The following is a 13,605-nucleotide window of genomic DNA, read 5'->3' as shown; positions in this document are numbered from 1 at the left end:
GCGGAGATCGAGGAGCTCGACGCATGGCTCAACCCGGCGGTCAACCGCGGCGTGCCGGCCGGCTCGCCCGGCCCATCGTCGAGGCGATCGAATCCTTCGCGCAGCGGCACCGGCTGCTGCTCGCCCACGGGCTCGGCGCCCGCGTCGCGCTGCACGCGGCGACCCGCAACCCGGCCGCGATCGGCCGCCTGCTGCTCGTCGACTCCCTGCCCGGCCCGGCCCCGCAGGACGAGCCGCTGTGGGAGCGCCTGCCGGAGCTGCGCCACCCGCCGCTGCTCGTGCGCAGCAGGGACGGCGCACTCACCGACGCCGAGGTCCAGCGCTTCACCCAGGCCGCCCCGCAGGCGTCGGTCACCACGGTCCGGGACACGGAACCGGCCACGCTCGCCCACATCATCAACACCGCCCTGCACTGAGAGGAGCCGACCTTGACCACCGAAATCGTCAGTGTTCCCGTCATCGACCTCGAGGCCGCTTCGGTAGCGGAGCCCGGCAGCGAAGAACTGGCCCAGGCGCGCGCCGCGGCCGAGCAGCTGGGCATCATCCAGGTCGTCAACCACGGCGTGCCGCAGCAGCTCATCGACGACTTCCACGGCAGCATCGGCCGCATCCTCGCCCTGCCGCCGGCGGAGAAGGAGAAGCTCGCCAGCCCGACGGCCCACCCGTACCGCGGCTGGCGGCAGTGGCCGGACGACTACGGACGGCTGGAGCTGGAGCGCTTCAGCTTCGGCCAGTATGACGACCCCGCAAGCGCGGCGGCCGCCGGCGTGCCGGAGGAATACCTCGACGTCTTCGCCCACGCCAACGTCTGGCCGGCGCAGGAGCCGGGGCTGCGCGAGGTTGCCCGCGCCTACCACGACGCCAACGTCGGCGTGGCCCGCCGCGTGCTGGCCCTCTACGCCCGGGCGCTCGGCGTGCCGGTCGAGACCTTCCCCGGCCGTACGCCGGAGTACACGACGTTCGTCGTCAACGACTATCCGACGTGGACCCACCCGGAACCCGGCACCGACGAGGAGAAGCTCCTGTTGCTCGAGCACGCCGACAGCTCCGTGCTCACCGTGCTGCACCAGGAGGGCGACTACGCCGGGCTGCAGGGCCAGCGCCCCGACGGGACCTGGATCTCGGTGCCGATCGTGCCCGGCGCCCTGCAGGTCTTCACCGGCTCGCTGCTGACCAACTGGACCAACGGGCTGCTCAAGCCGGGCCGGCACCGTGTCGTCGCCGGCGGCACCGTCACCCGCCGCTCCACGGCGGTCTTCGTCTATCCGAGCCTCGACACCGTCGTGGAGCCGCTGGACGTGTTCGTCGGCGACGGCGAGCCGGAGTTCGACGCGTACCACGTCGGCCGCGCAGCGGTGGGGTCGGTCGAGGATTACCTGCAGGTGTTCGGCCGGCCCGAGCAGGTCGCCGCCTGGCGGGAGGGCCGTCCGTACGTGGCCGCGGTCCAAGAGCCGGCGTGACGCCGCCGCCCGGCGATCTCACCCGGGGAACGGAGCGATCGCCGGGTCCGCGGCCTCCTGATCGTCCGAGCGGTTGTCATACGTGCCGGGTCGAGGTCACCCGGCCACGAGCCGTAGCGGCTGTGGACGCTGGCCGTTGAGGCGGTCCAGCGCGACGGACGTCGCCGCGTCGGCGGGAAGGTGCACGATCACACGCTGGTCGTCGTCGGCGGGCAGTTCGAGCGTCTCGTACGCGAGCCGGAGCATGCCCGCCTCGGGATGGGCGAGGCGGTGGATGCCGCTGGCCTTCGCCAGCCCGGGAACGGTGTCGACCCGCCTCGTGAAGGCGTCGCCCGCGGCGGCGGCCAGCTCGTCTGCCAGGGCGGCCGTGTGCGGGTCCGCCCGGAACGGGCCTTGTTTGAGCGCGGCGACGTGTTCGTCGGCGATCTGGTCCCAGTCCGGGTAGACGCTGCGTGCCCGACCGTCGGTGAACACGAACCGGGCGAGGTTGGGCGCTGCCGAGTCCAGCAGCCCGAACGCTCTGGCGAGCCGTTCGTAGCCCGCGGTATGGGCGAGGATGTCGCTGAGCCGGTTGAGCAGCACGGCCGGGGTGGGTTCGAGCCGGTCGAGCAGGGCCTGCACGGTGGGGCGCACGGTGCGCGCCGGAGTCACGTTGCCCCGGCAGTTGAACCCGGGGTCGGCCGCCTTGGTGAGGCGGTACACGTGGGTGCGCTCCCTCGCGGTCAGCCGTAGCGCGTCGGCGAGGGCGGAGAGCACCTGCGGGGATGGCCGGCGGTCGCGTCCCTGCTCGAGCCGCGTGACGTACTCCACGCTGACGCCGGCGAGGGCCGCCACCTCGGAGCGGCGTAGCCCGGAGGTGCGTCGGCGCGGTCCGGTGGGCAGCCCAACCTCGGCCGGAGTGACCGCCTCACGGCGCATGCGGAGGAATCGGCCGAGTTCGTTCGCGCTCACCATCCGAACGTAACAGTGACGGTAATCGGGAGGGTGGCCCCGCCACTACCAGCCTCAGCCCGGCCTTCCTGACCGCCACCGCCACCTGAACGATCGGGTCCAGCGGACGGCCCCTCGAGTGAAAGGCAGGACACGTGTCTGTACCGAACGTCGTCTTCGGCTTCGGCGCGCATGCCGGCATCGACGACGGCCCCGAGTTGCTGCGGATAGCTCAGCAGGCCGACCGTGACGGGCTCGACATCTTCTCGCTGTCAGACCATCCCTACCTCGGCGGGCGCCTGGACGCGTACGCCTCCATCGGGTTCATCCTCGGGCGCACGCAGCGCCTCTCGGGCTTTGCCAACGTCACCAACCTGCCGACCCGGCCCGCTGCCATGCTGGCGCGGACGGTGACGTCGCTGTCGGCGCTCTCGGGCGGCCGCATCGTGCTCGGCATGGGCGCGGGCGGGCTGTGGGACCGGATCTGCGACATGGGGGTGCCGCGGCTGTCGCCGGCTGAGGCTGTGGACGCCTTCGAGGAGGCGATCGTCCTGGTCAGGCTGCTGTCGGGTGGCGGTCCACCGGTCGCCCACCGGGGCCGCTACTACCAGGTGGAGCGGATCGAACCGGCGCCGGTGGCCGCGCCGCCGGTGTGGACCGGATCGGTCGGCCCGAAGTCCCTGGCCGCCACCGGCCGGGTGGCCGACGGCTGGATCCCTGGTCACGCGGCGGATTGGCGCAGTGAGCGATACCGGGTGTCGCGGCCGATCATCGACCGAGCGGCGACGGCCGTGGGCCGCGATCCACGCGAGATCCGCACGGTCTTCAACTTTCCCGGACGCATCACCGACCGGCCGCTGTCCGCCACGCGCGACCGCGACAGCCGCTGGATCGGCGGCTCCGTCGGCCAGTGGGTCGAAGAACTGACCGGGGCCGTGCTGGAGCACGACGCGTCGGGCTTCATGCTCTTCTCACCCGGTGGAGACACGCCGGACGGCGCCTCCCTCCGCCTCTGGGCCGGTGAGATCGTCCCGGCCGTCCGCGAAGCGATCGCGAGTTAGCGGGTCGCCCATGTCGAGCAGCACCACGGCGTCGTAGTCGGCGGTGTTCGGCGGGGCGTAGTACGCGATCAGCCGTTGCCCGTCGGTGCCGTTGAGGCTCATCGCCTCGTAGCCCAGGGTGAGGCGACCGACCGTGGGGTGACGGAAGCGCTTGCGGCCGTTGGTGTGCGCGTCGAGCTCGTAGCGCTCCCAGAGGCCGGCGAACTCGTCGCTCTTGACCGTCAGCTCGCCGACCAGCTGGACGAACTCCGGGGTGTGCGCGTGTTCCCCCGCCATCGCGCGCAGGTGGGCGACCACGCCCGGGGCCATCTCGTCCCAGTCCTCGTAGAGGCGGCGGGCGGCCGGGTGCAGGAAGACGTAGCGGATGATGTTGCGCTGGCTCGCCGGCCACGAGTCGATGCCGGCGAGCAGGCGCAGGCCGGCCGGGTTGGCGGCGAGCAGGTCATTGATCGGGCTGACCACGTAGGCGGGGTTGGGGCGCAGCGCCTCCAGCAGGTGCCGCACGCCCGGGCGCAGGTGGCGCGACAGCTCGCCCCGCGAGGGTTGTGCGGTGCGCCGGCTCGCCAGCTCGCGCAGGTGGCGGTGCTCGTCGCGGGTCAGCCGCAGAGCGCCGGCGAGCGCGTCGATCACGGACGCGCTGGGCCGTGTCTCCTTGCCGCGCTCCAGCCGGGTGTAGTAGTCCACGCTCACGCCGGCCAGCGTGGCCACCTCCTCGCGGCGCAGCCCGGGGGTGCGCCGCACGCCGGTGCCCCCGGGCAGGCCGACGTCCTGCGGCCGCAGCGCCGTGCGGTGCGCGCGCAGGAAGCGTCCCAGTTCGTCGCCGCGGCTCGTTGTCACGACTCCAGTCTGTCGGTGTCGCGTCGCGTCGCAAGGGGGAGAGGGGGTGTACCACACCCAGGTACGCCGGTTGCGCGCGAGTTACGGTCGGCGGGTCAGATCTGCTGCTGACAAGCCACGAACTCACCCTTGTTCCAGGGACTTCGAGGGATGTGACATGGCAACTGCCACGCCACCGGCCCAGACCCCGGTCGCCCCGGTCCAGCACCGGTCGGTCGCCCCGAACGCGGTGCTTGCGGCGGCCCTGCTCGGGTTCGTCGTGATCTCGCTCGACGCATTCGTCGTCAATGTGGCGCTGCCGGCGATCGGCAACGATCTCAAGGGCGGCATCGCCGGCCTGCAGTGGATCGTCGACGGCTACACGCTGACGTTCGCGGCGCTGATGCTCTCCGCGGGCGCGTTCTCCGACCGGGTCGGGGCGAGCCGCGCGTTCGCCGGCGGCCTGGCCCTGTTCACCCTCGCCTCCGTCGCGTGCGGCCTGGTCACCGAGATGTGGATGTTGGTCGCGGCCCGGCTGGTGCAGGGTGTGGCCGCGTCGCTGACCATGCCGGCCTCGCTCGCCATGGTGCGCCAGGCGTTCACCGACGCGCACCAGCGCACCCGGGCGATCGCCACCTGGACCGCGGGCGGCGCCATCGCCACCACCGTCGGCCCGGCCGTCGGCGGCCTGCTCACCAGCGCGTGGAGCTGGCGCGTGATCTTCTTCATCAACCTGCCCATCGGCATCATCGGCCTGCTTCTGCTGCGCCGGGCGCCGCGGTCCCCGCGCCGGGCGGCGCCGCTGGACCTGCTCGGGCAGCTGCTCGCCATCCTCGGCCTGGCCGGGCTGACCATCGGCGTGATCGAGGGCGGCGCCCGCGGCTACGGCGAGCCCGAGGTGATCGGCGCGTTCGTGCTCGCCGCGGTCGCGGTGACCGCGTTCCTCATCGTGGAGTCCCGGCAGGAGCATCCGACGATGCCGCTCGGGCTGTTCCGGCTGCGCCCGGTGTCGATGTCGATCGCCGCCGGCTTCGCCGTCAACGTGGCCTGGTACGGCACGATTTTCCTGCTCAGCCTGTACTTCCAGAAGGTGCTGCACCAAAATGCGTTCGTCGCCGGGCTGATGTTCGTCCCGGCGACCGCGCTGGTGGCGATCTCCAACCTGTTCGTCGCGGCCAAGGTGATCCAGCGCTTCGGCCCGCGGCTGCCGATGGTGGTCGGCCAGGCGGGCACCGTCACCGGCCTGATCCTGCTGCTGTTCGTCGACGCCGGCACCCCGCCCGCGCTGGTGGCGCTGGTGGCCGTGCCGGTCGGCTTCGCCGGCGCGCTGGCCGTCCCCGCGCTGACCGGGCTGCTGCTCGGCTCCGTCGAGGCTGAGCGGGCCGGCACCGCGGCCGGGGTGCTCAACACCATCCGGCAGGTCGGCGGCGCGATCGCGGTGGCGGTCTTCGGCGCGCTGGTGGCCGGCCAGGCCGGCTTCTCCGCCGGCATGCGGATCAGCCTCGTCATCGCCGCCGTCGTGCTCGGCGCGACCACCGTCGTGACGCTATCGGTCTGAGACGCGCTCGATCAGCAGGGGAGTGGCCTCGCGGCGAAGCTGGGTCGGCGAGCCCAGCCACAGCGCCTCGATCGCGGCCCTGCGGTAGAACACCTGGGCGTCGTTGTCGGCCGCCATGCCCGCCGCACCGTGGATCTGCATCGCCGCGGTGGTGACGGTCCGGGCCAGCTCGGCGGCGGTCGCGAGGCTCTGCGCGGCGGCCAGGCGGGCGTCGAGCCCCCGGTCGGCGTCCCGCGCCGCGGCCCGGGCCAGCAGCCGGGCGGCGTCGACGCGGATGCTCAGCTCGGCCAGCCGGAACGCCAGGGCCTGGAACCGCCCGATCGGCTGGCCGAACTGGCGGCGAGACGTCGCACGGCGGACCGCGAGGTCCAGCGCGCCCTGGCTGAGGCCGACCAGGTATGCGGCCTGCCGGATCCGGGCGGCGGCCAGCAGCGGATGCCATTGCTCGCCGTCACCGATCCAGGCGGTGACGGGAGTGCCGGTGAACCGGACGTCGAAGAGCTCGCCGCGGCCCGTCTCCTCGTAGCGGCGCAGGGTGACCGTCGGGTGGTCGCGGGGCACGAGCGCGAGCCGGTCGCCGACCACGACGAGGTGCTCGACCTCGGCGGCGAATCCCACGAAGCAGCGCCGGGCGCTGATCAGGCCGTGCTCCGCGACGACCGGGGCGAGCTCGGCCGGGCTCGCGGCGCCGTGCGCGCGGATCGCCAGCGCGACGGCTTCCCCCTTGCGGATCAGCCCGTCCAGCCCGGCCCGAGCCAGCAGGCTGCCGGCGCTGACGGTGTCGAGCAGCGGGCCCTGGTACAGGACCGAGCCCAGCAGCTCGGCCAGCTCGACCAGGTCCTGCTGCCGGGTCGGCAGCCCGATCTCGGCCAGCCCCTGCCACACCATGGCGCGGATCTGCCGGTTGCCGGACTCGTCGGAGGCGCCGTCCGGGTGCCGCGGCCGGTCCGCCATCCGCCGGACGAGTGGTGCGAGCTCCGTGTCGAGGAACTCCGCGAACGCAGTCACGAGGGCAGCCCCAATCCCGACGTGCCGACGAAGTACAGCATGATCTCCGAGGTTCCCGCGGCGAGCGTGAGCCCGGGTGCCTCCCGGTACGCCGCGTCGAAGACGCCGTCGGCCACCGCCGCGGCGTCGTGCGCGTCGAGCACGCCGTCCAGCCCGGTGACCTCCAGCGCCAGGCCGGACAGCTCCTTGGCGACCTCGGAGGCGTACCACTTCGCGGTGGCGGAGTGGACCTCGTCCGGCCGGCCGGTGCGCAGGTTCAGCACGCAGCGCCAGGCGAGCAGGCGGGCCGCGCGCACCCGCGCGTCCAGATCGAGCAGCCGCTGCGTGTACACCGGCTCCGCCAGCCGCCCGGTCGCGTCCGCGTGCCGCAGCAGCGCGTCGAGCAGGCGGGCCGCCTTCGCCGCGGAGTCGATCCCGGTCCGCTCCAGCGGCAGGATCCGGTTGATCACCTGCCAGCCGTCGTCGACCTCGCCGAGCACGTCGGCCCGGGTCACTCGGATGCCGCTGAGGGTCACGTCGTCGAATCGCTCGTCGGAGAGGTTCCACAGTGGATCGATGCTCACGCCGACGCTGCGCAGCGGGACGATGAAGAGGGTGATCCCGTGGTACGAGACGGGCCCGCTCGACGTGCGGGCGGCGCACAGGGCGAAGTCCGACAGGTGCGTCTTCATGCTGTAGCGCTTGCGGCCGTAGAGCCGCCAGCCGTCGCCGTCGGGTTCGGCCCGGGTGGTGAGAGAGGCGAGATCCGAGCCGATCGCTGGCTCGCTGAACAGCACGCTCGCGGTGGTCTCGCCGCGGGCGAGCCCCGGCAGGAGGCGGCGCCGCTGCTCCTCGGTGCCGAACAGGTGTACCGCCAGGCCGACGATGTCGATGCCGAGGGTGTGCACCGTGTCCGGGACCCCGTGCAGGATCAGCTCCTCGGTGAGGATGGCCTTTTCGACGAGGCTGGCGCCGAGGCCGCCGTACTCGGGCGGCCAGTTCACCGCCAGCCAGCCGCGCTCACCGAGTCGCCGGTGGACGTCGAGCAGGCCGGTCTCCTGCCCGTACGGCATCCGCCGCGACCGGGCGACGGCGACGCGTACCGAATCCTCGCAGAGCAGCTCGCAGACCTCGGCGCGGAACTTCTCCTGCTCGCCGGTCAGCTCGATGGGCGCGTCCATCAGCTCGCCCCGTCCAGCAGCCGGTCCAGCTCCTCCTCGGACAGCCCGGCGATCTCCGCCTCGAGCCGCGCGACCTCGTCGTCGCCGAGCAGCTGCCGCTGGGCGAGCTCGATCTGGCCGGCGAGCTGGCCGAGCAGCGGGTGGGTGAAGAGCTGGCGCGGCTCCAGGGTCACCTGGAACGTGTCGCGGATGCGGGAGATGAGCTGGGTGACCTGCAGCGAGTTGCCACCCAGGGCGAAGAAGCTGTCCTGCGCGCCGACCCGTCCGGCCTCCAGGCCGAGCAGGGACTGCCAGATCTCGGCGAGGCGTCGTTGCTTGTCGGTGTCCGGCGCGACGTACTCGGCCCCCGGCTGCGGCTCGGGGTCGGGCAGGCGGGCATGGTCGAGCTTGCCGGTCGGGGTGAGCGGCAGCGCGCCGAGCACGACCAGCGCGGCCGGAATCATGTGCAGCGGAAGCCGTTCGGCGGAGTGGCCGCGCACGGCGGCGGGGTCGATCTCGTGGCCCGGCTCCGGCACCAGGTATCCGATCAGCCGCGCCTGCGGTGTGCCGGGCTCCTTGACCACGACCGCGGTCTGCCGCACGTCCGGGTGCCCGGCCAGCACGTGCTCGATCTCGCCCAGCTCGACGCGCAGCCCGCGGAGTTTGACCTGCCGGTCGACGCGGCCGAGGAACTCGAGCTGGCCGTCGGCGCGCCAGCGTGCGAGGTCGCCGGTGGCGTACATCCGCTCGCCTGGGCCGGGCGCGTACGGGTCGGGCAGGAACTTGTCCGCGGTCAGGTCGGGCCGGCCGAGGTAGCCGTGGGCCAGCCCGGCGCCCGCCATGTGCAGCTGTCCGGCCACCCCGATCGGCACCGGGCGGAGCTGCTTGTCCAGCACGTAGGCGCGCTGGCTGGCCATCGCCCGGCCGATCGGCGGCGGGCCGTCCAGCGGCTCGGGAGGGCAGCGGTAGTCCACGCAGGTCACCGTGACCTCGGTGGGGCCGTACCCGTTGTGGAACTCCCGTCCGGGCCGGGCCCAGCGGTTCACCAGCTCCGCGCCGAACGGTTCCATGCCGATGAACAGCACCCGCAGGGCGGTCAGCGGCTCGGCATCGAGCATGCCCAGCACCGGCGGTGGAATGTCCACGATGCTCACCCGCTCCGCGGCGAGCAGGCGCTGCAACGCGTCCGGGTCGAGCAGTTCGCTGCGGGGGGCGCCGACGATGGTCGCCCCGGCGCTCAGCGTCGAGAAGATGTCCGAGACGCTCACGTCGAAGGCCGGGTTGGAGAACTGCAGGATGCGGTCGGCCGGCGTGACCGCGAACAGCTCGCCGAACGCGGTGCAGAAGTTGACGATGGCGCGGTGCGGCACCATCACGCCCTTGGGCCGGCCGGTGGAGCCGGAGGTGTAGATCACATAGGCGACGTCCTCCGGCTCGACGGTGACCGCCGCAGGTGTGTCCGGGCTGCCGTCCAGCGAATCGGCGTCCAGGAGAACCCGGGGTGTGCCGGCGGGCAGCCGATCGGCCAGGTCCGAGGTGGTCACCACCACGGCGGCGTCCGCGTCGCCGAGCTGGTACGCCAGCCGCTCGGCGGGATACTGCGGGTCCAGCGCCAGCCAGGCCCCGCCGGCCTTCAGCACGCCCAGCTCCGCGACCGGCAGCCCGAATCCCCGCTCCAGCAGCACCGCCACCACGCGGCCGCGGACCTTGAAGTCGTCGGTGAGCAGGTGCGCCAGCCGGTTCGAGCGCCGGTCCAGCTCGCCGTAGCTCAGGTCGCGGCCGTCGAAGCGCATCGCGACCCGGTCGGGTGCCTCGGCGACGCGCGCCGTGACGAGGTCGTGCAGCAGGCGGGCGTCAGCGGTTGCGGGCGGCGGGTTCCAGCCGGTGAGGACGCGTGCGCGCTCCGCGCCGGACAGCACGTCCAGCGCGTCGACGGGGCTGTCCGGCGCGGCCAGGGCCCCGGTGAGCAGGGTGGTGAAGTGCTCCACCAGCCGCTCGATCCGGTCGGCGTCGAAGACCTCGGTCGAGTACTCGATCCACACGTCCAGGTGGCCCTGCGGCGAGTCGGTGATCTGCACCGAGAGCTCGAACCGGCTTGTGCCGGGCCAGCGGGTCACCGGCTCCGCCCGCAGCCCCGCGAACCGCGGCTGCGCCACCATCGGCGTGGGCAGCAGCGTGAACACGTGCTGGAAGAGCGGATTACGCCCCGGCAGGCGCTGGGGCTTGAGCTGCTCGACCAGGGTGCCGAAGGGCAGGTCCTGATTGGCGATGGCATCGAGCAGGGTCTCGTGGCATCGGCGGGCCAGCTGGCGGAACGTGGGGTCACCGGTGAGGTTCCCGCGCACCACCACGGTGTTGGCGAACATGCCGGCCATCGGCTCGACCTCCGGCCGGGTCCGCCCCGACATCACCGTGCCCAGCGCGATGTCCCGCTGACCGGTGTGCCGGCCCAGCGTCACCTGGTACCCGGCCGTCAGCACGGCGAGGAGGGAGACGCCCTCGGCCCGGGCCAGCTCGCGAAGGCCGTCGCCGAGCGCACGGGGCAGCCGGGTCTGGAAGACGGCACCGGCGCCGGTCGGCTGGACCGGGTGCGGCCGGTCCGTCGGAAGGTCCAGCGGCTCCAGCCCGGCGAGCGCGTCGCGCCAGTGGCCGACCTGCCGGTCCGCCTCGTCACCGGCCAGCCATCGGCGCTGCCACGCCGCATGGTCGGCCGGCTGGACGGCAAGGTCCGGTAGTGCCACATCGGCTCCGGTCCGGGTCGCCGTGTAGCGGGCTGTGATCTCGTCGAGGAGCACCTTCACCGACCAGCCGTCGGCGACGATGTGGTGCCACACGAGGAGCAGCACATGATCGTCCGGGGCGATGCGCAGCAGCGAGGAGCGGAACAACGGCCCGCGCCGCAGGTCGAACGGGGCCCGTACGCCCGCGTCGATCCAGTCGCCGACGGACGGCTCGGTGCCCTCGTCCACCGGCAGCGGCCACGCGTCGGGCGGCGGGTCGATCACCTGGTACGGAACGCCGTGCTCGTCGCCGAAGCGGCTGCGCTGGCTCTCGTGGCGGGCCACCGCGGCTCGCAACGCCGCACGCAGCGCGGGGAGGTCGAGTTCGCCGCGCAGCCGCCAGGCGGAGGGCTCGTTGTACATCGGGGTGCCGGGCGCGAGCTGATGCAGGAACCACAGGAACCGCTGCTGCGCGGAGACGGCCAGCCGCTGGTCCCGGGGCACCGGGGCGATCCGGTCCCGCTCGGCCTGCTCCGCCAGGCTCCGCCGGGTCTTGATGTCGAGCAACGCGCGCCGGATGTCGGTGAGGTCTGCGGTGTCGGTCAACGCTGATCTCCTGCTGCTGTGGCCGCCTGCGTTTCGGCGGTCGCGGACTCGGGTTCCAGCTCGGTGAGGTCGCGCAACTGCGGGATGGGGGAGCGCACGACGAACCAGATCGCGGCGAGCGTGCCGAGCCCGCCGATGAGCATCGTCGCGCGCAGGCCGATCCATCCGCCGAGCGCGCCGCCAATGAGGGCGCCAATCGCCGCGGCGCCGGTGACCGCGAAGCGGTATCCGGCGTTGGTGCGGCCCAGGACGTCGGAGCTGACGGCGGCCTGCCGGACGCTGATCGCCTGGATGGCGTAGATGGACAGGCCGGCCCCGTTGACGAACAGGGCCAGGCCCACGATGACGGCCGCCGCCACGGGGCCGCCGCCCGCGGCCGGGATCAGCAGCGGCGCGAGGTTGGCCACGATGATCGAGGCGATCAGCGTGCGGCCCAGGCCGTGGCGGCGGCTGAGCCGGGCCGCGACGGTGCTGCCGAGCAGCGCGCCGACCCCCTCGGCGCTGAGCGCGATGCCGATGGTGAGGGCGGACAGGTGCAGGCTGCGGGACAGGAACAGGATGAGCACCGCCCACAGCATCTGGTTGAACAGGTTGTAGGTGGCGGCCTCGGCGCCCAGCGCCCGCAGGTACGTGTTCGACACCGCCAGCCGCACCCCGCGGCCGATCTGGGTCAGCAGCGACGTCTGCGGGCCGGGCTCCGGCTCGGGCGTGGGCTCCTTGTGCCGTACCGTCAGCAGCGTCGCGGCCGAGACGAGGTACGTGGCCGCGTCGACGACGATCGCGATCGGCGCCGTGAGCACTCCGACCAGCAGGCCGCCGAGCCCCGGTCCGGCCGCCTGGGCGAAGGAGCGGCTGCCCTCGAGCCGGCCGTTGGCGTCGATGAGGTGGTCTCTGCCGACGAGCGAGGGAAGGTAGGACTGGTACGCGAGGTCGAACACGACCGTCAGCGTCGCGCCCACGAAGACCAGGACGCCGAGCAGCCCGATGTTCATGACGTCGAGCACGATCGCCAGCGGGATGACGCCGTAGACCACTGCCCGGCCGAAGTTCGCGGCGCGCAGCAGCGGCAGCCGCCGGACCCGGTCGACCCAGACCCCGGCCAGCAGCGTGAACAGCAGGAACGGGGCCGTCTGGGCGGCGGTGACGGCGCCCATCTCGAACGGCGTGGCGGACAGGGTGGTGACCGCCAGCAGCGGGATCGCGACGAGCGAGACCTGCGCACCCACCAGCGACAGGGTCTCCGCGGACCAGAACTTCACGAAGTCCGCGTCGCGCCACAGCGATCCGGCCACGGGGACCGGAGCGGGCTCGGCCATGCTGGCTCCTTAGCGCTCGGTGAGCAGGGTGTCGAGGATGCTGGCCACGGCCGTCACCCGCGGCGGGCGCAGCACCGTGTAGTGGTCGCCGCCGACCGTGTGGTGCTCGAACGCCACGGGGGCGACGGCCCGCCAGCGTTCGGCGTCGTCGTCGCGTTCGGCGGCGCTGACATGGACCAGGCGGCCGTCGTACGGCTCCGGCCGGTGCGCCAGGAACGCCCGGGTGTTGGCCGCGAACGCCACGAAGCGGGCCTCGAGCTCGCCGGGCGGCACCGCGGTGCCCAGGCCGGCCCCGGCGACGTCCTCGGCGAACCACGTGCGCAGCTCCGCCTCGCCGGGCGGCTGGGCCGCGGGGTCGCCGGTGGGCAGGCCGGTGTCGAGCAGCGCGACGAACGCCACTGGCTCGCCGGCCGCGAGCAGTCGCCGGCCGATCTCCACGGCGACGGTCCCGCCGAAGGACCAGCCGGCGAGGTGGTACGGCCCGCGCGGCTGCACGGTGCGGATCGCCTCGGCATAGGCCGCGGCGAGGCCGGGCACCCCCGCGTCGCCGGCGCTGCCCTGCAGCCCGTAGCAGGGCCGGTCGGCGGCCAGCAGCCCGGCGAGGGGCAGGTACGGCCCGACGGTGCCGCCGACGGCGTGCACGAGGAACAGCGGCGGCCGTTCGCCGCCGGGCCGCAGCGGCACCAGCGGCGAGCCGGGGTCGTGCGCCGCGTCGCCGCTGGGGCCGCCGTCGACGAGCACCGCGAGGCGCTGCAGGGTGGGGTTGGCGAACAGCTCCCGGGGGTGCAGCGCCGTGCCGGTCGCCTGCCGGATGCGGCTGATCAGCTGCGCGGTCTGCAGCGAGTTGCCGCCGAGGTCGAAGAACGTGTCGTTCGCGCCGATCCGCTCGGCGGACACTGCGAGCAGCGCGGCCCAGATCTCGGCGAGGCGAAGCTGGGTGGCGCCGGTGGCCGGGACGTGCCCGGCGCCGGCGGCCTCGCCCGGGTCGGGC

General features: G+C 73.4%; 11 protein-coding genes. 4 read left to right on the top strand and 7 right to left on the bottom strand.

Translation table 11 applies throughout. The features are described from left to right. Window positions 1-416, top strand: a 416-nt coding sequence (locus tag ABT297_RS40985; protein ID WP_350558878.1) for an RBBP9/YdeN family alpha/beta hydrolase, incomplete at its 5' end; no start/stop codon positions are given. A 12-nt stretch (window positions 417-428) separates the two neighbouring features. Beyond that, window positions 429-1,460: a 2-oxoglutarate and iron-dependent oxygenase domain-containing protein gene (locus ABT297_RS40980; RefSeq protein WP_350558875.1), complete on the top strand. Its 1,032-nt coding sequence runs from the start codon at window positions 429-431 to the stop codon at window positions 1,458-1,460. Window positions 1,461-1,556: 96 nt separating this feature from the next. On the opposite strand, the gene ABT297_RS40975 is transcribed toward ABT297_RS40980, so the two are convergent. Next, on the bottom strand, window positions 1,557-2,414 hold the full coding sequence (locus tag ABT297_RS40975) for a helix-turn-helix domain-containing protein (RefSeq protein ID WP_350558872.1): 858 nt from the start codon (window positions 2,412-2,414) through the stop codon (window positions 1,557-1,559). A 131-nt stretch (window positions 2,415-2,545) separates the two neighbouring features. On the opposite strand from ABT297_RS40975, the gene ABT297_RS40970 reads away from it, so the two are divergent. Next, a complete protein-coding gene (locus tag ABT297_RS40970; RefSeq protein WP_350558869.1) occupies window positions 2,546-3,451 on the top strand; it encodes an LLM class flavin-dependent oxidoreductase in 906 nt (301 codons plus the stop codon). Here the strand turns inward: ABT297_RS40970 and ABT297_RS40965 are convergent. Next, complete coding sequence (locus ABT297_RS40965; RefSeq protein ID WP_350558866.1) at window positions 3,362-4,288, bottom strand: helix-turn-helix transcriptional regulator; 927 nt, start codon at window positions 4,286-4,288, stop codon at window positions 3,362-3,364. The two genes, ABT297_RS40970 and ABT297_RS40965, sit on opposite strands and share 90 nt — an antisense overlap. Before the next feature lie 157 nt (window positions 4,289-4,445). On the opposite strand from ABT297_RS40965, the gene ABT297_RS40960 reads away from it, so the two are divergent. After that, the gene (locus ABT297_RS40960) at window positions 4,446-5,825 is read left to right on the top strand and encodes an MFS transporter (protein ID WP_350558863.1); all 1,380 of its coding nucleotides are present in this window, start codon (window positions 4,446-4,448) and stop codon (window positions 5,823-5,825) included. On the opposite strand, the gene ABT297_RS40955 is transcribed toward ABT297_RS40960, so the two are convergent. The 5 genes from ABT297_RS40955 to ABT297_RS40935 form a co-directional block, all read right to left on the bottom strand. Then, window positions 5,814-6,833, bottom strand: a complete 1,020-nt coding sequence (locus ABT297_RS40955; protein ID WP_350558860.1) for an acyl-CoA dehydrogenase family protein — start codon at window positions 6,831-6,833, stop codon at window positions 5,814-5,816. The two genes, ABT297_RS40960 and ABT297_RS40955, sit on opposite strands and share 12 nt — an antisense overlap. After that, window positions 6,830-7,993, bottom strand: a complete 1,164-nt coding sequence (locus tag ABT297_RS40950; protein ID WP_350558857.1) for an acyl-CoA dehydrogenase family protein — start codon at window positions 7,991-7,993, stop codon at window positions 6,830-6,832. The genes ABT297_RS40955 and ABT297_RS40950 overlap by 4 nt, the downstream gene beginning before the upstream one ends. Beyond that, a complete protein-coding gene (locus ABT297_RS40945; RefSeq protein WP_350558854.1) occupies window positions 7,993-11,298 on the bottom strand; it encodes a non-ribosomal peptide synthetase in 3,306 nt (1,101 codons plus the stop codon). The genes ABT297_RS40950 and ABT297_RS40945 overlap by 1 nt, the downstream gene beginning before the upstream one ends. Beyond that, window positions 11,295-12,614: an MFS transporter gene (locus tag ABT297_RS40940; RefSeq protein WP_350558851.1), complete on the bottom strand. Its 1,320-nt coding sequence runs from the start codon at window positions 12,612-12,614 to the stop codon at window positions 11,295-11,297. The genes ABT297_RS40945 and ABT297_RS40940 overlap by 4 nt, the downstream gene beginning before the upstream one ends. 9 nt (window positions 12,615-12,623) lie before the next feature. Continuing rightward, on the bottom strand, window positions 12,624-13,605 hold a 982-nt coding region (locus ABT297_RS40935; RefSeq protein WP_350558848.1), incomplete at its 5' end, for a thioesterase domain-containing protein.

Source organism: Dactylosporangium sp. NPDC000555 (assembly GCF_040300025.1).
In the GTDB taxonomy this organism is placed as follows: Bacteria; Actinomycetota; Actinomycetes; order Mycobacteriales; family Micromonosporaceae; genus Dactylosporangium.
This window is presented reverse-complemented; position numbering and strand designations above follow the sequence as displayed.